20 protein-coding genes are annotated in these 20,356 nt (G+C 69.3%); 14 read left to right on the forward strand and 6 right to left on the reverse strand.

All coding sequences use genetic code 11. The features are described from left to right. Positions 1-79: 79 nt before the first annotated feature. The 4 genes from J2X52_RS00435 to J2X52_RS00450 all read right to left on the reverse strand — a co-directional run bounded on the left by J2X52_RS00435 (position 80) and on the right by J2X52_RS00450 (position 6,140). Entirely contained in the window at positions 80-1,807 is a 1,728-nt protein-coding gene (locus J2X52_RS00435; protein ID WP_310147323.1) for an amidohydrolase family protein, read from the reverse strand. 91 nt (positions 1,808-1,898) lie between these two features. Beyond that, on the reverse strand, positions 1,899-3,047 hold the full coding sequence (locus J2X52_RS00440) for a DUF819 family protein (protein ID WP_310147324.1): 1,149 nt from the start codon (positions 3,045-3,047) through the stop codon (positions 1,899-1,901). Then, positions 3,044-4,051, reverse strand: coding sequence for a dipeptide epimerase (locus J2X52_RS00445; RefSeq protein ID WP_310147326.1), 1,008 nt, complete (start codon positions 4,049-4,051; stop codon positions 3,044-3,046). The genes J2X52_RS00440 and J2X52_RS00445 overlap by 4 nt, the downstream gene beginning before the upstream one ends. A gap of 64 nt (positions 4,052-4,115) precedes the next feature. Further along, positions 4,116-6,140: a serine hydrolase gene (locus J2X52_RS00450; protein ID WP_310147328.1), complete on the reverse strand. Its 2,025-nt coding sequence runs from the start codon at positions 6,138-6,140 to the stop codon at positions 4,116-4,118. A 179-nt stretch (positions 6,141-6,319) separates the two neighbouring features. Here J2X52_RS00450 and J2X52_RS00455 point away from each other — a divergent pair, with 179 nt between their 5' ends. From J2X52_RS00455 to J2X52_RS00465, 3 genes are all read left to right on the forward strand, one after another. Beyond that, a complete protein-coding gene (locus tag J2X52_RS00455) occupies positions 6,320-7,024 on the forward strand; it encodes an XRE family transcriptional regulator (protein ID WP_310147330.1) in 705 nt (234 codons plus the stop codon). 187 nt (positions 7,025-7,211) lie between these two features. Further along, the gene (ggt, locus tag J2X52_RS00460) at positions 7,212-8,942 is read left to right on the forward strand and encodes a gamma-glutamyltransferase (protein ID WP_310147332.1); all 1,731 of its coding nucleotides are present in this window, start codon (positions 7,212-7,214) and stop codon (positions 8,940-8,942) included. A gap of 356 nt (positions 8,943-9,298) precedes the next feature. After that, entirely contained in the window at positions 9,299-10,339 is a 1,041-nt protein-coding gene (locus J2X52_RS00465) for a hypothetical protein (RefSeq protein ID WP_310147333.1), read from the forward strand. A 185-nt stretch (positions 10,340-10,524) separates the two neighbouring features. On the opposite strand, the gene J2X52_RS00470 is transcribed toward J2X52_RS00465, so the two are convergent. Both J2X52_RS00470 and J2X52_RS00475 read right to left on the reverse strand, forming a co-directional pair. Next, complete coding sequence (locus tag J2X52_RS00470; RefSeq protein ID WP_310147334.1) at positions 10,525-11,073, reverse strand: hypothetical protein; 549 nt, start codon at positions 11,071-11,073, stop codon at positions 10,525-10,527. A gap of 40 nt (positions 11,074-11,113) precedes the next feature. Continuing rightward, positions 11,114-12,598 carry an AAA family ATPase gene (locus J2X52_RS00475; protein WP_310147336.1) on the reverse strand — a complete coding sequence of 495 codons (1,485 nt, stop codon included), beginning with the start codon at positions 12,596-12,598 and terminating at the stop codon, positions 11,114-11,116. Between the two features lie 116 nt (positions 12,599-12,714). Between J2X52_RS00475 and J2X52_RS00480 the strand changes: the two genes are divergently transcribed. From J2X52_RS00480 to J2X52_RS00530, 11 genes are all read left to right on the forward strand, one after another. Beyond that, entirely contained in the window at positions 12,715-13,347 is a 633-nt protein-coding gene (locus J2X52_RS00480) for a ParA family protein (protein WP_310147338.1), read from the forward strand. A 76-nt stretch (positions 13,348-13,423) separates the two neighbouring features. After that, the gene (locus J2X52_RS00485) at positions 13,424-13,900 is read left to right on the forward strand and encodes a histidine phosphatase family protein (RefSeq protein WP_310147340.1); all 477 of its coding nucleotides are present in this window, start codon (positions 13,424-13,426) and stop codon (positions 13,898-13,900) included. Positions 13,901-13,938: 38 nt separating this feature from the next. Then, positions 13,939-14,535, forward strand: coding sequence for a YceI family protein (locus tag J2X52_RS00490; protein ID WP_310147342.1), 597 nt, complete (start codon positions 13,939-13,941; stop codon positions 14,533-14,535). After that, the gene (locus tag J2X52_RS00495; RefSeq protein WP_310147344.1) at positions 14,535-16,481 is read left to right on the forward strand and encodes a phospholipase D family protein; all 1,947 of its coding nucleotides are present in this window, start codon (positions 14,535-14,537) and stop codon (positions 16,479-16,481) included. Before J2X52_RS00490 ends, J2X52_RS00495 begins: the two co-directional genes overlap by 1 nt. A 367-nt stretch (positions 16,482-16,848) precedes the next feature. Continuing rightward, the gene (locus J2X52_RS00500) at positions 16,849-16,995 is read left to right on the forward strand and encodes a hypothetical protein (protein ID WP_310147346.1); all 147 of its coding nucleotides are present in this window, start codon (positions 16,849-16,851) and stop codon (positions 16,993-16,995) included. Between the two features lie 38 nt (positions 16,996-17,033). Next, the gene (locus J2X52_RS00505) at positions 17,034-17,198 is read left to right on the forward strand and encodes a hypothetical protein (RefSeq protein ID WP_310147348.1); all 165 of its coding nucleotides are present in this window, start codon (positions 17,034-17,036) and stop codon (positions 17,196-17,198) included. A gap of 31 nt (positions 17,199-17,229) precedes the next feature. Further along, positions 17,230-17,394, forward strand: a complete 165-nt coding sequence (locus J2X52_RS00510) for a hypothetical protein (protein WP_310147350.1) — start codon at positions 17,230-17,232, stop codon at positions 17,392-17,394. Between the two features lie 62 nt (positions 17,395-17,456). Then, entirely contained in the window at positions 17,457-17,630 is a 174-nt protein-coding gene (locus tag J2X52_RS00515; protein WP_310147352.1) for a hypothetical protein, read from the forward strand. Positions 17,631-17,761: 131 nt separating this feature from the next. Continuing rightward, positions 17,762-18,178, forward strand: coding sequence for a hotdog fold thioesterase (locus tag J2X52_RS00520; RefSeq protein WP_310147354.1), 417 nt, complete (start codon positions 17,762-17,764; stop codon positions 18,176-18,178). Between the two features lie 46 nt (positions 18,179-18,224). Further along, positions 18,225-19,028 carry a lysophospholipid acyltransferase family protein gene (locus J2X52_RS00525; protein ID WP_310147355.1) on the forward strand — a complete coding sequence of 268 codons (804 nt, stop codon included), beginning with the start codon at positions 18,225-18,227 and terminating at the stop codon, positions 19,026-19,028. A gap of 56 nt (positions 19,029-19,084) precedes the next feature. Further along, complete coding sequence (locus tag J2X52_RS00530) at positions 19,085-20,143, forward strand: alpha/beta fold hydrolase (protein WP_310148764.1); 1,059 nt, start codon at positions 19,085-19,087, stop codon at positions 20,141-20,143. Positions 20,144-20,356 lie beyond the last annotated feature (213 nt).

The following is a 20,356-nucleotide window of genomic DNA, read 5'->3' on the forward strand; positions in this document are numbered from 1 at the left end:
TAATCAGGGATCATGATCCCAATCAGAGAATTGTCAACACGGTTGGAGAACGGCTCGCAGTGCGTGCCACCCGGTCACGTCACTCGGTCGCAGGGATCGCCGATGGCTGCCAGCCCGGACCCCGCACGACGCGCCCGGGCGTGGCGCCGGTGTGTTCGCCATTGCGCAACACCTGCACGCCGTTGACGAACACATCGCCAACGCCGGTCGCGTAGCGCCGCGGCGCGTCGTAGGTGGCGTGGTCGATGATCGTCGCCGGGTCGAACACCACGATGTCGGCATAGCAGCCGGGCTGCAGGCAGCCGCGCTGGTCCAGCTTCCAGTTCGCCGCGGGCAGTCCGGTCAGGCGGTGAATGCCTTCTTCCAGCGGCATCAGCCCGCGGTCGCGCACGTAGTGCCCCAGGAAGCGCGCGACGTTGCCGTAGGCGCGCGGATGGGTGCTGGATTCGAGGAACACACCTTCGGGCGCCGACGATTCGGCGTCCGACCCCAGGCTGACCCACGGCTGTTTCAGGCCGAGCTCGACGTTCTCCTCGCTCATCAGGAAATACGCCGTGCCGATCCGGGAATCGTCCTCGATGATCAGGTCGATCGCGGTGTCCTCGGGCGAGGTGCCGCGTTCGCGCGCGACATCGGCCAGGGTGCGGCCACTCAGCGGCTTGAGCGCCGCGCTGCGGAAGTCGAGCAGCCGCAGGCGCTCGTCGGAGCCCGCCAGCAGCCGCAGGTTCTCCCAGTCGACACCGGGCGCGCGCATGTCCGCGAGCACGCGTGCGCGGATCGCGGGGTCGCGCAGACGCGCGACCATCGCATCGTGGCCGCCCGCCTGCACCCACGGCGGCAGGCTCGCGGTCAGGCCGGTGCCACCGGCGGTGTAGGCATACATGTCGGCGCTGACCTGCAGGCCCTCGGCGCGCGCGGCCTCGATGCGGGCGATGGCCTGCGCCATCTTCGGCCAGTTCTTCTCGCCCGCTGCCTTGAGGTGGTAGACCCCGGCGCGTTGCCCGGTGGCGCGCGCGATCGCGATGGTCTCGTCCAGCGCCTCGAGGAAGCGGTCGGCCTCGCTGCGCATGTGCGAGACGTAACCACCACCGGATTCCGCGGCGGCCTGCGCCAGGGCGACGAGTTCAGTGGTGTCGGCGAACGTCGCCGGTGGATAGATCAGGGAACTGCCGACGCCGAGCGCGCCTTCGCGCATCGCCTCGCGCACCACGTCCTGCATGCCGGCGAGCTGCGCGGGCGTCGGGGTGACATCGTCCTCGCCGAGTTCGTGGATGCGCACCGTGGTCGCGCCGACGAACGAGGCGACGTTCGGCGTGATGCCGCGCTGCTCGAGGAACTTGAGGTAGCCGCCGAACGAGGTCCACGGCATGTCGTAGCGGAGGTCGCCCTGCTGCTTGAGCGCGTCGGCCTTCATGCGCGCGTTGACCGGTCCCATCGACCAGCCTTCGCCGAAGATCTCCAGCGTGATGCCCTGTCTGGTGTCGCTCATGCCGCGGCCGTCGACGATCAGCGATTCGGTCGCCCAGCTCAGGGTGTTGATGAAGCCCGGGGACACCGCGCGGCCCTGCGCGTCGAGCGTCGTGTCGGCGGCCGCGGCGCTGCCCGGCGGCAGCAGCGCGGCGATCCGGTCGCCACGCACGGCCACGTCGACGCGCTGCGGCGCGCCGCCCGTGCCGTCGTAGACCAGGCCATTACGGATCAGCAGGTCGTAGTGATCTGACAGCGTCTCGGACGCTGGCGTCGTGCTGCAGCCGGCGAGGGCGAGCGCACACGCGGACGCCAGCAGAACGGGGGTCAGTCGATACATCGTCGGTCTCCAAGAATCCGATGCGGACATTCCCGGCTGTCCGCGAACCTGTCGCCCGCGCATCCGCGGACCGTGCCACATCGACGGCCGCTCATCGCACCAGCGCTTCGAACAGGCCGATCCCCACGAAGTTGCCGAGCACATACCCCAGCACGCCCGTGGCCACGGCCGGCACCGCCAGCCGCCGCCAGCCGAACAGCACCGCGAACGCGATCGCGATCGGCGGGCCGCCGATGCAGGCTGAGGACGCGATAACGATCTCGGCATGGTTGAGCCGGCACAGCCGCGCGCCCACGAGGATAAAGACAACGTGGACCGCGAAGATGATCAGCACGTACGCGAACAGGGCCGGCGCCGCGCCCAGCATCGCGCCGATGTCGGCGCCCGCGCCGAGCAGCGCGAAGAACAGGTACATGAATAAGGTTGCGGCCAGCTCCGGCCCTGCGATCGAGCCCAGCCAGCGCCGGCCCAGCGTGGCGATCGCGACCATCAGCAGGGTGATGTAGAGGATGGCGTAGGCCGGTTGTCCCAGCGCGTCGGCGATCGCGGTCCCCGCTGCGCAGGCCAGGGCAGCCAAGCCCAGTGCCAGCGAAAGGTCGATGACGGTGGGGACGCGTTCCACTGCATCGGCCTGGTCGCCCACGTCGGTCAGGCGATACGCGCGCCAGGCGAAGTGCCGGCTGAAGATTGGCCACGACGCGGCCGCCCCCACCATCAGCAGATAGCCCAGCCCGACCACGTTGTCGATCGCCACGCCCGCGGCCAGTGCACTCGGGTCGCGAAAGCCGATGGCTTCGGCGACCGCGGCGAAGTTCAGCGAGCCGCCGACATAGGTCGCGCTGAACACGGCCGCGTACTGCGCTTCGAACGGCCCCAGGTCGAGCAGCTGCGCGCCCAGCCAGGCGCCGGCCGCCACGCCGACCGCCCCGAACAGGAACGCGACCAGCGTGCGTCCGCCTTCGACCACGATGCTGACCAGATCGGCCCGCAGCAGGAACAGCGCGATCGCCAGCGGCACCAAGTAGGTCCAGATGGCGCCGTAGACCGGCGCGGCGGCCGGAATGATCCGAAAATGGGCCAGTGCGATCGCGATCGCGATCACCAGCATCACCCCGGATACGCGACGGCCGAACCGGGTCTTTTCGAGCAGCGCGCCGATCGCGGTGATCCCGAAGAACACCGCGAGCAGCGCGAACGTGTTGTCGGCGGGAACCAGCGATGTGGCGCCCAAGGGCGTCATGCGGCCGACGGCCCCCAGACCTCGTCACCGCACCAGATATGGCCGTCGGTGTAGCGCACGGACGGCGAACGGTCCTGTTTGAGGAAGATCGGCCCGTCCAGATCCACCACGTCGCAGAACTGGCCGAGCACGAACGCAGGCGCGGCCGCCAGGCTGGTGCCGCACATGTTGCCGACCATGACCTGCTTGCCGAGTTCGCGCGCGCGGCGCGCCATCAGCAGCCCCTCGGTCAGGCCACCGCACTTGTCGAGCTTGATGTTGATGACGTCGAAGTGGTGGTGACGCGCTTCGAGTTCGGCGAGATCGAGGATGCTTTCGTCGGCGGCGAACGGCAGTGCGCGCGTGATGCCGTCGAGTTCGTGCTCGCGGCCGCGAACGCAAGGCTGCTCCAGCAGCGCCACGCCCGCTTCCAGCAGCGCCGGCATCAGGGCGGGCAACGACGCGCCGTCGTAGCCCTGGTTGGCGTCGACAGCGATCCATGCCGCCGGACAGCGCGCGCGTACCGCGCGTACGCGCGCCGCGTCGAGGTCCGCGTCGCCGGTCAGCTTGAGCTTCAGTGCGCGCGCCTGGGTATACGCCGCGGCGTGATCGGCCATGACCGCGGGATCGTCGGCGCCGACGGTGAAGGTCGTCAGCAGCGTGCGCACGCCGTCGAGACCCGCGAGTCGCCACACCGGCACACCGGCCTGCTGCGATTCAAGCTCCCACAACGCAGCGTCGAGTGCATTGCGGGCGCCGCCGGCGGGCAGCAGCGTGCGCAGGGTCTCGCGATCGAGCCCCGCCTCGATGCGTGGCCGCATCGCCTCCAGTGTGGCCAGCATCGTCTCGGGATGATCGTGCGTGTAGTAGACGCCGGCGGCTTCGCCGCGTCCGACATGCGCGCCGGCGCGCAGGGTCACCACCGTGGCCGGCATCGCCGAGAACACGTGTCCGGCAATCCGGAACGGCGCCGACAGGGGCAAGGGTTCGTTGTGCAGCTCGAGTTCGACCGGCTGGGCAGTCACGCGCGTTCCTCGTAGGGACAGGGGCGAACGCACCGGCGGCTGATGCCGCCGGTGCATCGGGTCGTCAGTAGTTCGCGCCGAAGCCGATGACGTGCTGGGCGATACCGATCCACAGCAGGAACAGGCAGGCCAGCGCCAGCAGCAAGGCCCACAGCTTGGCCAGCACCCGGCGCCTGCCGCGCAGCACCTGCCACGCGTTCCAGACCGCGACCGCCGCGCCGAGCGGCAGCACCACCGTGGCGAACAGGCGCACGGCGATGATCAGGCCATCGGTATCCGGGCTGGTCATCGCGAGGTTGCTCAGCATGCCGACGACGAGCGCCAGGGCCGCGCCCATCGCCAGCAACACCAGCAGCGCGGCGATCCGCACCAGGCGATGCGCGCGGGCATCGGTGCCGGCCAGCCGGTAGGGCGCCCCGTAGTAGCGCCGCACCAGGGCGGAAACCGGCCATGCGACGACGGTCAGGAGCAGCACGACGAGGCTCGCAACCAGCAGCGGCATCGCCAGCGCGCGCCAGGCCGAGATGCGCTCGAACACCATGATCGGCGCGTACGGCTCCATGGTGAACCGCACCACCCGACCATCGACGACGTCGGCCGCCAGGCGGTCCGTGCTGTCGCGGTCCTGCCACACGTAGGGTGCGATCTCGCGCCACTGCTTGGGTGCGCCGCTCGCGCCCGTCGCCATCGCCACGGTGATCGTGCCGTCGGCGTTGGCGACCACCTTGACCGGTCCCAGCACATTAGCCAGCGACAGGAAATTGCGGTCCGGCCGGCGGCTGCTGGTATAGGTGCCGGCGATCTGCTCGGCGTGCGCCTTGGCGTCGGCTTCCGGCACGCCGGGCGTCTGCGCGGGCGTGCCCGGCAGGTAGCGGTCGGCGAAGCCGCGCGACAGCGCGTAGCGGATATGACCGGTCGCGCCGTCGCGTCCCGAACTGTTCATCGACACGAACAGGCCGATGCCGTCGTCGAGGAACAGTTGCAGGTCGCTGTGGAACCACTGCGTGTCGCCGCCATGCGAGATCGCACGATGGCCGTTGACCGAGGTTTCGTAGAATCCGAGCATCATGCGGTTGAGCGGTCCGATCGACGCCTGGCCGGTGGAATGCATCTGGCGCGCGGTGTCGGCGTCGAGGATGCGTGCGTTCCCGAGTGCGCCGTCCTGCAGATGCGCGATCATGAAGCGCCCCATGTCTGCGCCGGTGGCGGCGAGGCTGCCGGCTGGCGCCAGACTGATGAACTCGTAGGGCTTGGCTTCGCCGTCGGACGCCTTCGAATAGCCCATCGACATGTTCGCCAGCAGCGGCGCGGGCAGTGGCTGGCGGAAGCTCGAATGGGCCATGCCGAGCGGCTGGAAGATATGGCGTTCGATGTAGTCGTCGAACGATTCGCCCGACACGCGCTCGACGATATAACCGGCCAGCGCGGTCGCGTAGTTCGAATAGGCCGGCGTGGCGCCCGGCACATGGATGCGTTCGGGCACCCAGTGTTTCAGCGCGGCGCCCAGCGGCGAGATCTCGTCGGGGTCGGCCGTGATCAGCGCGCGGACCTGCTCCTCGAAGCCGGTGGTGTGGGTCATCGCCTGGCGCAGCGTCACCGGTACACCGTCGCGGGCCGGGATCTCGAAGTCGAGGTACTGGTTCACGTCGGCGTCGAGGTCGAGCTTGCCCTGCTCGACCAGTTGCATCACTGCTGTCCAGGTGAAGAGCTTGGACACCGAGCCCGGACGGAAGAGCGTGGCGGCCGGGTCGACCGGCGTGCGCGCGGCGAGGTCGGCATAGCCGTAGCCCTTCTGCAGCAGCACCTCGCCGTCCTTGACCACCACCACGACGGCGCCCGCAATGTCGCCAGCGGCCAGCGCATAGGGCACGAAGCCGTCCAGCCAGGCTTCGGCGTCCGCGGCACTCAGCACGGGGGCGCCGCCGGGGGCGACAGGTGGCTGCGCGTCGGCCACGGTGGCGTCGACCGGGGCGGCAGGTGTCAGCGGCGCGGTCACCGGGGCTGGCGTGATCGCCGCATCCTGCGTTGCCGCGAATGCCACGCCGGCCGCAAGCAGCCCGGCGAACAGGAAGGTTGGAATCACGCGCATCGCACTACCCCGGTTTTGTCCTGATTGGCGATAGTGATCCCAATCAGAGAATTGTCAACCGTGCCGGAAGTCCCCATAAAGCGACGGAGGAACGGACGGCGCGTGCCGCCGCGCCTTTCCACACGTCGCCCGCTGGGGCGATGATGATCCCGAAGAGCACACGAACGGACCCGACCCGGATGACAGCGCAACACCCCACCATCGGCCGCCTGCTGCGCTCGCTGCGCGCGCGCAAAGGCTGGACGCTCAAGCAGATGAGCGAACATTCGGGCATCCCGCTGTCGACGCTGTCGAAGGTCGAGCACGACCGGCTGACGCTGACCTACGACAAGCTGCTGCAGCTCAGCCAGCGCCTGCAGCTGCGCATGTCGGAGCTGTTCGCCGAACAGGACGAGGCGCCCGAGCCGCCGGTCACCGCGCGCCGCAGCATCGGCCGCGTCGACGATGCGATCCGCATCACCACGCCGAACTACGACTACTACTACCTGTGCCCGGAACTGCGCCGCAAACGCATGATCCCGGTCCTGACCCGCGTGCGCGCCAAGACCATCGCCGAGTTCGGCGCGCTGGTGCACCACTCCGGCGAGGAGTACATCCACGTCCTCGAGGGCCGCATGGAAGTCCACACCGAGTTCTACGATCCGATCGTGCTCGAGACCGGCGAAGGCGTGTACATCGACTCGAACATGGGCCACGCCTACATCGCCGCGGAAGGCTGTGACGAGGTGCTGCTGCTCGGCGTGTGCTCGAGCGCCGATGAGCAGTTGATGGAATCGCTGCTGACGCTGCACGGCGAGGAAGGCGCTGTCGCCAGCAAGGTCCGGCAGCTCGAGCCGGCCGCGAAGCCGGCCAGGCGCACGGCAAGGAAACCGGCGACGCGTTAGCGCATCGTTGCGGGGGATGTCTGTAGGAGCGCGCTCGCGCGCGATGGGGCGAGACCGGACACCGTCGATCGCGCGCCCCAGCAAACCTGATTCCCACCATGGCCCAGGCAGCTGCATCGTCCTCCGGGGCGACAACGCGTCCCGGCCAGACGGTATCGTGTCCGCCTGCCCCGCCCCGGAAATCCCGATGCCTCGATCCGTCCCTGCCGGCCGCCTCCGCCTGCTGTCCGTCCTGCTGCTGGTCGCCGTGCCGGCGCTGCCCGCGCTCGCCGCCGACCGCATCACCGGCCAGCCGTTCGCGACCCGCAGCGAGGTCTACGCGCCGCATGCGATGGCCGCGACCTCGCACCCGCTGGCGACCCAGATCGCGCTCGACACGATGAAGGCCGGCGGCAGCGCGGTCGATGCGGCGATCGCTGCGAATGCCGCGCTCGGCCTGATGGAGCCGACCGGCAACGGCATCGGCGGCGACCTGTTCGCGATCGTCTGGGATCCGAAGACGCAGAAACTGCACGGCTACGACGGCTCCGGCCGCTCGCCGAGATCACTGACGCTCGCCGAGTTCCAGCGTCGTGGGCTGACGGACATTCCGCCGCACGGCCCGCTGCCGGTCACCGTGCCCGGCACCGTCGACGGCTGGTTCGCGCTCCACGGCCGGTTCGGCAAGCGCACGATGGCGCAGAACCTCGCGCCGACGATCCGCTATGCGCGCGACGGCCATCCCGTGCACGAAGTCATCGCGTACTACTGGGACCGCTCGGTGCCACGGCTGGCCAAGTGGCCCGGCTTCAGCGAACAGTTCACCGTCGACGGCACCCGCGCGCCGCGCAAGGGCGAGACCTGGCGCAACCCCAACCTCGCGAACACGCTGCAGGCGATCGCCGATGGCGGCCGCGACGCGTTCTACAAGGGCGACATGGCGCGGGTGATCGGCGACTACTTCGCCGCCAACGACGGTTTTCTCGCCTACGAGGACATGGCCGCGCATACCGGCAACTGGGTCGATCCCGTGTCGACCAGCTACCGCGGCGTCGAGCTGTGGGAACTGCCGCCGAGCGGCCAGGGCATCGCCGCGCTGCAGATCCTCAATCTGCTTGAACCCTACGATCTCGCGTCCTACGGCTTTGGCAGTCCCGAGCATGTGCATCTGTTCACCGAGGCCAAGAAGCTCGCGTTCGCCGACCGCGCACGCTGGTACGCCGACCCCGAATTCCATCCGGCGCCGGTCGAGCGGCTGATCTCCAAGGACTACGCCCGCGAGCGCGGCGCGCTGATCTCGATGGACACCGCGCTGCGCGAAGTGCAGCCGGGCACGCCGGCGCATCTCGACGAGGGCGACACGATCTACCTGACCACCGCGGACGCCGACGGCATGATGGTCTCGCTGATCCAGTCCAACTACCGCGGCATGGGCAGCGGCATGGCACCGCCCGGCCTGGGCTTCATCCTGCAGGACCGCGGCGAGCAGTTCGTGCTCAAGCCCGGCCATCCCAATACATTCGAGCCCGGCAAGCGCCCGTTCCACACCATCATCCCCGCGTTCGCGACCAAGGACGGCAAGCCGTGGCTGGCGTTCGGCGTCATGGGCGGCGCGATGCAGCCGCAGGGCCACGTGCAGATCCTGCTCAACATGATCGACTTCGGCATGAACCTGCAGGAAGCCGGCGACGCCCCGCGCATCCAGCACGACGGCTCGACCGAACCGACCGGCCAGAACACCGCGATGTCAGACGGCGGCGAGCTGGATCTGGAAAGCGGGTTCCCCTACGAGACCGTGCGCGCGCTGATGCAGAAGGGCCATTCGGTGCGCTTCGCACACGGTCCCTACGGCGGCTACCAGGCGATCATGGTCAACTCGGAAGGTGGCTGGGTCGGCGCCAGCGAATCGCGCAAGGACGGGCAGGCCGCGGGCTACTGAGGCGCTCCGCGTGACCTGCACATCCGCCGCGTCGATGGGCGCGGCGGATGCGGATGGATTCCACGCGCTTCGGAGATGCCGACCAGAGAAGCGTGGTCGTACCGCGCCCACCGGTGTCCCGACCTGCACACGCGGCGGATCCAGTGCCGCCGGACTGCGGTACGCCTGATGGAGACCCCATCCTTGCGCGCGATGCACTGACGGCCGTGACGCGGCGGCACGCGTGGCGGGGGCAGCCGCCCCGGATGCGGGTCGCCGCCATGGCTGGGCCGGCGCCGTCCGGATTTCCGTAGAGCCGACGAGGACACACGACCGGCGTCGGTATGCTGGCCCTCTCGTCACTGCCAGGCCTTCGCATGAACCGTCTCGCCCTCGTGGCCGCATGTGCCTTCGCCCTGCTACTTCCTGTCGCAAACGCGCAGACGCCGTATTCGCGTTTCGACGATGCGCCGGTTGCGCAGCCGGCGTCCGGCACCGACCAGGCCGCCTGGCGCAGCTGGTCGCAACGCAGCGCCGCGGCGCTCGCCGCCACCGGGCAGCCACGCGAGCTGGCATTCGCCGCTGTGCTGCGCGGACTGGAGGATGCGAATCCGGAACAGCCCGATACCGACGCCCCCTCGCAGCCGGTCGCGCCCGATGCGCAGGCCACCGCGTGGCGTCGTGACGCCGCGGCGCGCGCGGGCACCGATGTGCTCGCCAATGCACTGTTGGCCTATGGCGCGGACGAAGCCACGCGCCTGCGCGCCGCACAACGCTGGCTCGGCGCCGATCCGCAGAATCTCGCGCCGCTGCTGGTGCGTGGCGGCGGCGTCGATGCGCTGCTCGCCGATGCGCGGGTCGCGACGCGGTTCGAACTCGGCATGCTCGAGCAGGTGCGCTGGATGCAGACCGCATTGCTGCGCACGCCACCGTCGCCCGCAGAACGCGCCGCGTTCGCCGAAACGGGCGAGTTCGTGCCGACCGAACATGCCGCGATCATCGCGATGGGCCTGTGGGCCGCGGTCGCCTTTCCGGGTCTGGACCCGCTGATGCAGGGCTGCAATGCGGACACGATGGGCGCCAATGCGACCCGCGCGCGCGACTGTCGCCACGTGGCGGGGATCATGGCGAACGGTTCGGACACCCAGCTCGGCACGATGCTCGGCCTGGCCCTGCTCGAACGCCTCGCGACCACGCAGGCCGAGCGCGCCGACGTACTGGCGCGCCGCCGCGCGTTCGATTGGCAGATGCTCGAATGGGGCCGCGCCAATGCCGCCCTGCCCCGCGACGGCGCCGGGCAGTTCGTGCGCCTGCTCGCCGACCCGTCGATCCGCAGCGAAGCCGACCTCATCGCGCGCGCGTTGCAGGAGGCCGGCATTGCACTGGAACCGCCGGCAGGCTGGCAGCCGCCGCGCTGAGGGCATCGATCCGCGCCGCTGGAATCGGCCTGCATCCCATCTTCAGCCGAATCCGGCAAGCGCACACGACGTCAGCGTCGCCATCGCGGCGACGCCACGCGACGAAGAGATTCGAAGCGGACGATGCACCCTGCCTGCGGTCCGATCGAACGGACGGCTGCCTCGCCGCGACACTGGAAGCTGACTCACTCGTCCGACGTTCTGCGGGCCGCGTTCCGCGACACGCGGCCACCGCGTTCCGATGAGAACGCGAACTCATAGCGCAGGCGGATCGGCACGGCTTCGACCTCGACACCTGCGCCCGCGCAGCGGGGATCGGAATCCGGATCGATGTCAGCAGGGAAGGTGCAGACGGCCGCACCGAAGTAACGCCAGCTGCGCAGGGTCGTAGTGACTGCATCAAGAAACGGAAGGGCCGCGACGTCCGCAGGATCTGCGCAGTGCGCCCCTTCACGATTGGCGACGATGTTCTCGACCACACCCTCGGCGTCGACGACGAAGCCGATGCACAGCCGCAACTCGCCATCGAGGCGCGCGCCCGCTGGAAACGGCGGATCGGGGTCGTGGGTCGGGGTCGCCATCAGGAACCGCTGATGGGATTCGACGGTGTGCACCTGCGCCATCGGCGGCAGCACCATGGCGCGCGCGACCTGTGCGGTGCGATGGCTGCAGGCGGCGAGCGTCAGGAGCAGGCACGCCGCCATACCGCAGCATTTGATATGTCGTGTGGTCATCCGGCCTCCTGCCGATGAAACATGTATCAATGTAGCGGGTTCAATCCGCCGGCACCGTCCGCTCCCGCGCCCAGCTGCGCAGGGCGTCGACCTGTTCGCGCATCATCACCGACAGCGGGCGCGTGTCGCGCAGGGATTCGAGCACCATCGACTGCGACAGCGGCGCGCCGGCGGCATGCGCGGCGTAGAGCGCGGCGACGATGGCCTGTTCGATCTCGGCGCCGGAGAAGCCTTCGGCCTCGATCGCGAGCAGCGGCAGGTCGAAGTCCGCGACGTCGAAGCCGCGCCGCGCGAGGTGCACGGCGAACACCTCGGCGCGCACGTTGGCGCCTGGCAGGTCGACGAAGAAGGTCTCGTCGAAGCGGCCCTTGCGCAGCAGCTCCGGCGGCAGGTCGTGCACTTGGTTGGCAGTCGCGACCAGAAACACCTTCGACTTGCGCTCGGCCATCCACGTCAGCAGGAACCCGAGCACGCGGCGTGAGACGCCGCCGTCGCTGTCGCCGCTGGAGGCCAGACCCTTCTCGATTTCGTCGATCCACAGCACGCAGGGCGCGAGTTGTTCGGTCGAGGCGATCGCCTCGCGCAGATTGCGCTCGGTCTCGCCGTGATACTTGTCGTAGAGCGTGCCGAAATCCAGCCGCACCAGGGGCACCTGGAGGCCGCCGGCGATGGCTTTCGCCAGCAGCGACTTGCCACAGCCCTGCACACCGAGCAGCAGCACGCCCTTGGGCGGATCGAGACCCGGCGGCGCGTCGCCTTCGACGAACACGCGCCGGCGCTGCTCCACCCAGCGCTTGAGTCGGCGCGCCCCGGCGACATCGGCGAAGCCGGCGGTGTCGTATTCGTAATGCAGGTGGCCACTCTTGTTGAGCAGCTCGAACTTGAGTTTCGCCAGCGCCGGCAGGTCGCGCGTATCCAGCGCGCCGTCGGCATGGATCAGCTGCCGGGTGATCCGCCGCGCGTCGCCGAGCGAGAGCCCCTGCAGATTGCGCACGATCTGCCGCACCGCATCGGCATTGGCTTCGACCCGACGGCCGCCGTGTTCCTGCTGGTAGGCCGCGGCTTCCTCGCGCACCAGTTTCAGCAACGCGTCGGCATCGGGCAGGCGCGGGCGGAAACGCACGGCCATCGTCTCCAGATCCGCCGGCAGTTCCACCTTGTGGCCCACCAGCACGATCACATGCGGCAGGCAGTTGCGCCGCTGCACCAGATCGCGCAGCTGGCGCTGGGTGCCGGCATAGCCGAGGTAAGGATGGAAATCGAGCAGCAGGTAGATACCGCGCTGATCGGCATCGCGGATCGCGGCCAGGGTGTTGCTGGCGTCGGCGGCGGTGTCGGTCTCCGACTCGCCGTCGAGATCCACGCGGCGCAGGCCTTCGGTGATCGTCCAGCGATACAGCGCGCGCCAGACCTGCACCAGCGACTGCCGGAACAGTTCGACCGCGCGCGGCTCGTCGGGCGTCTCGACGACGATCAACGGCGTGTTGGCCCGGATCAGCGCGGCCAGGTCCTGCAGTTCACTCATGGGCGCGATGCGCTCGCGGTGTGGGACGCCGATGTTAAACGCCCGGCGGGCGCATGCGGTCGCAGGCTTCGCACGGGCGGTGTACGCTCGATGCGCGATCCGACCCGGAGACTTCGATGAAGACGGTACTGGTGGCCAGTTCCAAGGGGGGCGTGGGCAAGACCACGATCGCCACCCATCTCGCCGCGGATGCCGCACTGGCTGGCGAGTCGACGGTGCTGGTCGATGCCGATCCGCAACAGTCGTCCACGCGCTGGGCCGAACGCCGCTCCGGGCTCGAGGCCGCCGTGTTGCCGGTCGACGGCAGCGCGCGCCACAAGAAGGTGCTGGCGTCGATCCCCGATGGCGTGACGCGGCTGGTGGTCGACGCGCCCGCCGGCGCGATGGCCGACGATCTCGATGCGTACCTGGAGATCGCCGATGCGATCGTGGTGCCGGTGCTGCCTTCGGCACTCGACATCGATGCCACCGTGGGGTTTCTCAACACGCTGGCCAAGCATCCGCGCGTGCGTCGCGGCCAGACCCGCGTAGGCCTGGTCGCCAACCGCCTGCGCCCGCACACCAACGCCTCGCAGCAGGCCCTCGCGCTGCTGGCGCAGTGGCCGTATCCCGTCATCGCGCAGCTGCGCGACAGCCAGGCCTACGTGATGCTGGTCGGGCTGGGCAAGAGCCTGTTCGATTACCATTCGGCGCAGGTGCGCGACCATCAGGACGACTGGGCGCCGCTGCTGAAATGGGTCCGGAAGTAGGCGACCCGCTGGCGCGTTCACCGCATCCGAACGCGCCGCCCGTCATGAAGTCACCAAACGAGGCTGCCGACTCCACATGCGCGAACTGATCCTGCTCCGCCACGCCCACGCCGATCCCGCCCTGCCCGGGCAAGCCGATATCGACCGGCCCCTGTCGGCCGAAGGTCTGGCCGAAGCGGAGGCGGCGGGTCGCTGGCTGCGCGAAAAGAATCTGGTGCCCGATTGCGTGCTGTGTTCGCCCGCACGGCGCACCCGCGAAACGCTCGAGGCCGTGCTCGGCGCGATCGGCTACGTCGACCAGCGTCTGGACCAGGCGATCTACGAGGCCACGCCCGGCACGCTGGCGACGCTGCTCGACGAGCATCGCGACACCGGCCGCCTGCTCCTGGTCGGGCACAACCCCGGCCTGGAACGCCTCGCCGCGCTGCTGCACAGCGGCCAGACCGGCGAGTACCGCGGCATGCCGCCGGCCGGCATCGCGGTGCTGACCTTGCCCATAGGCGCTGCTGTCGAACCTGCCGTCGCCGAGCTGTCGGCGTTCTGGTGGCCGTAGGCGCACCGGCGCCCGCATCGCCCCACGCCGCTTTGCCCATGGCCGCTGCTGCCGGCGCCTTGCTGCGTACGCTGGCAGGTGTGTGCCTGTCGGCGGCCTGCGTCGCGCCTGCGTTCGCGTCCGCAGATGGTCCCGGTCAAGCGCTGGCGCTCGATACCAAGCGCTCTGAGATCGGCTTCAGCCTCAAGACCCGCTGGGGCCAACAGCTCGAAGGCCGCTTCGACGACTGGCGCGGCGACATCGCCGTGCTCGCCGATGGCCGCCATCAGGTGCGGCTGATCCTGGACGCCGACAGCGTCGAGATCATCGACAGTCGCGCCTATACGCGCATTACCCGCGGACCCGGCGTGTTCGATGTCGCGCGTTATCCGGAAGTCCGCTTCGTCTCCGATCCCTACCCGGCAACGCTGGCGCGCGATGGCGGCGAGATGACCGGCATCCTGAGCATTCGTGGCGTGCAGCGCCGCGAAACATTTCGGATCGCAGCCGCCGACTGCGCGCGACCCGGCCTGGACTGCGAGGTGGTCGGCGAAGGCGACGTACGGCGCAGCCAGTACGCGATGGATCGCTGGGGCTATGCCCTTGCAGACCAGGTGCGGTTCACGCTGCGGATGCGCGCACTGGAATCGCGTTGATGCAGGCGATCACCCGGACCCTGCTGCTTGCATTGACGCTGGCGACCACCGCCTGCACCACGCTCTCGCCCGCGAAGCGCGACGCGGCGGCGCATATCGCGGTGGAAGCGCGCTCGACCGAAGTGCTGTGCGCGCGCGCCGACGCCTGCGCGGCGCCCTCACCATTGCGCGATCTCGGCACGCAGGCCGTGGCGCGCAGTACGTCGGCCGCGCCGCAGCATTACGCGCTGCTGCTGGAATACGGGCAGGACGCACTGCTCGCGCGGCTGGATCTGATCCGCGGCGCACAGCGCACCATCGACGTGCAGACCTACATCTTCGACGAGGACGACGCGGGCCATCTCGTGCTCGAGGAGTTGCTGTCGGCGGCGCGGCGCGGCGTGCAGGTGCGGCTCCTGGTCGATCAGCTGTCGGCGATGCGCACGGTGGACACGCTGTCGGCGCTGGCCGGCGCGCACACCAATTTCGAGATGCGCATCTACAACCCGGTGCTCGGACGTGCGCGCATCAGCTATCCGCAGTACGCGCTGGCCGCCGCCTGCTGCTGGCGCCGGCTCAACCAGCGCATGCACAGCAAGGCGCTGCTGATCGACGGCGTGGTCGGCATTACCGGCGGCCGCAACTACCAGGACGACTACTTCGACTGGAGCGACACCTTCAATTTCCGCGATCGTGATGTGCTGATTGCCGGGCCCGTGGTCGAAGCGATGGAGGAGAACTTCGTCGCGTTCTGGCATGCGCCCCTGAGCACGCCGGTCGAGCAGCTGGCCGACGTGGGCCGGCAGCTGCTGCGCAGCGGCGTACCGCCGGTGTCGTTCCAGGACTACGAGCGCCCCGATCGAGTGGCCGCAATCCTCGAAGACGCCGGCGATGCGGTACTCGTGCGCCAGCGCCTGGTCGACGCCGCGCTACCGGTCGGCCCGGTCGAATTCATCGGCGACCTGCCGTCCAAGCATCGGCGCAACCAGGAGGCGGCGGAGGCCGCAAGCGCCTCGACTCCCCGGTTGCGCGAGCTGATCGAATCGGCGCAGGACGAAGTGCTGCTGCAGACGCCCTACCTCGTGCTGTCCAAGCCGGCCGAGCAGATGTTCTCCGACCTGCGCGCGCGCGCTGTCCCGCCCCAGGTCGTGGTGTCGACCAACAGCCTGGCGGCGACCGACTCGTTCATCACCTACGCGCTGTCCTACAAGTACAAGCGCCGGCATCTGCGGGACTTCGGCTTCCAGATCTACGAGTACAAGCCGTTCCCGGAGGACGCGCCGATCGATCTGGAAGTCACCGGCGCGGTCGGCATCTCGTGGAACGCCGACGGCAGCGTCAACCTCGACGAGAGTGGTTCCGAAGGGGTGGCGAGAACCCGCGAAGAGGCCATCGCCTCGCGTCCGGCCAGTGCCCCACCGCTGACGCGCGAGTATTCGGCGCTGCGCTACGCCGGCATCGGCGTGAACCGGCGCGTGCCGCTCAACCGGACCGGCCTGCGCATGGGCCTGCACGCGAAGTCGCTGGTCATCGACGCGCGCATCGGGGTAGTCGGCACGCACAACTTCGACCCGCGCGGCGACAACCTCAATACCGAAAGCGCCGTGGTCATCGACGATGGGCGCTTCGCGCAGCGGCTGGCCGAGAGCATCCGGCGCGACATGTCGCCGGAGAATTCCTGGACGATCGCGCGGCGGGACCCGCCGCCTGTGTTCTCCGGCGTCGATTACTCGATGGCGAAGGTGTCCGAACGGCTGCCGATCTTCGATCTGTGGCCGACCCGCTACGCAACCAGCTTCGAGTTCCAGCCCGGTCCCGATTGTCCGGCGCCGCTGCCGCCGGACGCGCCAGGTTTCCGCGAATGCTATGTGGCGGTCGGTGATTTTCCGGAAGTGAGCCTGGGCTTCCGCAGCCTGCTGACGCGGATCTTCACCGCATTCGGCGCGGGGCTCGTGCCGATTCTCTGAGGGTGCTCGCTGGGATCCTCCGGCCACGCGGCGTCGGAGACAGCGGGGTCGGCGCCGCTGCGCCCAGCCTGACGGCCATGCGTGTCGATCCGCTGCGGCTTCGCGGTCCCACCTCCGCGTCCTAATGACCAAACGCGCGCCTGGCCTGTGCCAGCGCGCGCCTGCGCCACACCGGTCTGCACGGTCACGTTCTGCGGTCTCCACCCGTCCTGATTGCAACAGCGGACAGCGGGAGCGCTAAAACATGAACTCCTGGTTAACGGATCTGATGAATTCGCGGGGTATGACTTCCTGCACGTGGTGTTATCGGACAGTGGTGTTGTAGTCTACCAACACACCGAAGCACACCAACCCCGAGGACACCGCCATGCAGACCCAGACCACCCCCGCCGCCCGCACCGCCAACGCTGCGCTCATCCGCCCGTTCGGCCTGGGATACGGCCGTAGCAGCAGCTACGGCGCACCGCGCAGCTACGCCAGCGCATCCACACCCGCCCGCTTCCGCATCGTCTGACCCCTTCCGCACTGCCCACACGTCCCAGGAGTCCCGCCATGTCCCGTATGCACGCCATCGTCCACGCCGCCGCCCACCTCGCCCCGCCGGTCGAGATTCGCCAGCCCCGCCAGTTCGGTCTTGGCTACGGCCGCAGCAGCGGTTACGGCACGCCCCGCAGCTATGCCAGCGCGTCGGTTCCGGCCCGCTTCCGCGTCGCCTGATCCACCACCCACACCCCTCAGGAGATCCGCAATGACCCGCATGCACGCCATCGTCGAAGCCGCCGCCCATCTCGTCCCCGCGGCCGCCACCCGGCCCGCACGCCAGACCGGTACCGGCTACGGCACCAGCAGCAGCTACGGCGCCCCGCGCAGCTACGTCACCACCGCCAGCCCCTCGCGCTTCCGCATCGCCTGATCCGCAATCACCTGATCAGCTCCGGCGCCTGAAGCGTCCCGCGATTCCTCAGGAGTTCCGCCATGTTCTGCATCCACGCCCACCGCTCCATCGAGACACACGGCCCGGTTCCGGCCTGCATCGCCCAGCCTGCGCGCTTTCATGCCCAGGTCCGCGCCGCGCGCAGCCACGCCGATAGCCCGTTCCGCGTCGAAGTCCGCGACAGCGCCATGCCGACGCGCTTCCACGTTGTCTGATCCGCGGCAACTGCTTATCGCCAATCCGCGACGGTTACGCCCGTGATCGCGACGCGCCATTCCGCCGGTCGCGCTGCGCGACCTCGCGCAACGGCCTAAGCTGCCGGGTTTCCCCCCGGAGCCTTCTGCGCATGTTTCGCAGCGACACGACGCTCGACCAGCTCAACGCGATGTCCGCCAACACGGCGATTGCCGCGCTGGGCATCGTCTTCACCGAAATCGGCCCCGATTATCTGCGCGCGACGATGCCCGTCGACGCCCGCACCCATCAGCCGTTCGGACTGCTGCACGGCGGTGCATCCGCGCTGCTGGCCGAAACGCTTGGCAGCAGCGCCGGCGGTCTGTCGGCGCCCGACGGCCACGGCGTCGTCGGCATCGAGATCAACGCCAATCATCTGCGCGGCGTGCGCGCCGGCCTGGTGACCGGCACCGCGCGCCCCTTGCACGTCGGCCGCAGCACCCAGGTGTGGGAGATCCGCATCGAAGATGCAAAGGGCAAGCTGGTCTGCATTTCGCGGCTCACGCTCGCGGTGGTGCCCAAACCGTGAGCCTGCACGCGCAGCGCGCGGCGCCGGGTTTGGGTATCGTGCACCGATGAGTTCTTCTTCCATTCGCGCCGACGCCGGCGACATGCCGGCGCGCGTGTTGCGTTATTGCGTGCGCGTGCCGGTGCTGGTGTGGCACCTGTGCATCCATCTGCCGATCCTGTTGCTGTCGATGCTGCCACCGATCGGCCGTCGCAGGCTGCGCAGCGGCGAGCGCGTCGATCACCGCATGATCCGCTGGTGGCAGGGTGGCTTGATGTGGGTCTTCGGATTCCGTCTCTCGCGCACCGGCACACCGCTGCCGGGTGCGGTGTTGTTCGTGGCCAATCACGTGAGCTGGGTCGACATCGTCGCCCTGCACAGCCAGCGCATGGTGGGCTTCGTCGCCAAGCGCGAGATCGCCGGCTGGCCGGTGATCGGCTGGTTGGCCGCGCGCGGCGAGACGATCTTCCACCAGCGCGGCAGTACCGAATCGCTGGGTGGCGTGCTCGATGAAATGGTCGCGCGGCTGCGCGACGGACGTCCGGTCGCGGTGTTTCCGGAAGGACGCACGCGCGATGGACACCAGGTCGGCCCGTTCCATGCGCGCATCTTCCTGGCGGCCGTCGAGGCGAACGTCGCAGTGCAACCGGTCGCGCTGCGCTACGGACGCCACGGCTCGGCGCAGGCGATCGTCGCCTTCGGTCCGCGCGAATCCTTCTTCGCCAACTTCATGCGTCTGCTCGGCGAGCCGGCGCGCGATGCCGAGGTGATGTTCCTCGAGCCGATCCTGCCCGGCAACGCGGAAGGGCGCCGGCATCTGGCCGAGGTGTCGCGCGAGCGGATCGTCGCAGCGCTGGACGCACGCGCTTGAATTCCATGCATCCGTCGCCCGAACCGCACACACCTGTCGTCCCGGGCGACATGCGCGTGGGTGGCAGCGACTATGCACCGCCGCTGTGGCTGCGCAATCCGCATCTGCAGACAGCGCTGGGCAGCAGCCAGTGGCGACGCCGCCGCGGCGCGCAGGCACTCGCCGCCACCGGCGCGGTGACCACCGAGCATCTTGTCGACGGCGGCGAAGGCGTGCGTCTGCGCGGGCTGCACAGCTTGGTGCCGGGACGCGAACCGCGCGGACTCGTCCTGCTGCTGCACGGCTGGGAAGGCAGCAGCGAATCGAGCTACATGCGTCAGACCGCCGCGCAGATGCTGGCGCTCGGCTATGCGGTGTTCCGCCTGAATTTCCGCGACCACGGCGACAGCCACCATCTCAACGAAGCGATCTTCCACTCCAACCGCATCGACGAAGTCGTGCATGCGGCGGTCGACATTGCAGCGCGTTTCGACGCGCGTCCGATGATCGCGGCCGGCTACTCGCTGGGGGGCAATTTCGCGCTGCGCCTCGCGCTGCGGGCGCCCGCGGCGGGGCTGCATCTGGCCGGTGTCGCCGCGGTCTGTCCGGTGATCGACCCGGCGCGCACGATGCTGCAGATGGAGCGCGGCCACCGTCTCTATCTCCGCCACTTCGAGCGCACCTGGCGTGCCTCGCTGCGGCGCAAGCGCGAACTGTTTCCCGACCACCTCGCCTTCGACGACGCCACGCTGCAGCTCGGCATGCGCGAGCTGACCGACTGGCTGGTGCGCACGCATACCGATTTCGGCACGCTCGATGACTACTTCGACGGCTACTCGGTGGCCGGCGACCGCCTGTCGTCATTGCAGGTGCCGGTGGACATTCTGATGTCGGCCGACGATCCGGTGATTCCGCTCGATGCGTTCCACGCGCTGGCGCTGCCGGAGCATGCGCGGCTGGAAATCAGCCGCTGGGGCGGCCATTGCGGCTTCCTGCTCGACCGTCACCTCGACGGGTTTGCCGAGCGCTGGGTCGCCGGGCGCCTGGATGCCCACGCCGATGCCGCGCGGACCTCGTCCGAGCGCACGCTGCTGGCCAAGGCGATCCACGCGGGCACGCGCGCTCCGGGCGCCTGAACCAGCGCGGCGGGCCTTGCCTGTTCCGTGTCCGAGCGCACGGCGTCACCAGGTACCTCCGCCGACGAACGCATCGCCGGGTCCGCGTCCGGAAACGTCCGATCCCTGGCCTGCGGCCGGGCCAGCCCGATCCCCGCGCCGCCGCGCCTGTGCGGATGCAAATTCGGAACACGTCCGGCACGCTCGGCGGCGAGTGCCGTTGCGCGTCCTGCG

This window comes from Luteimonas sp. 3794 (assembly GCF_031456825.1).
GTDB lineage: Bacteria > Pseudomonadota > Gammaproteobacteria > Xanthomonadales > Xanthomonadaceae > Luteimonas.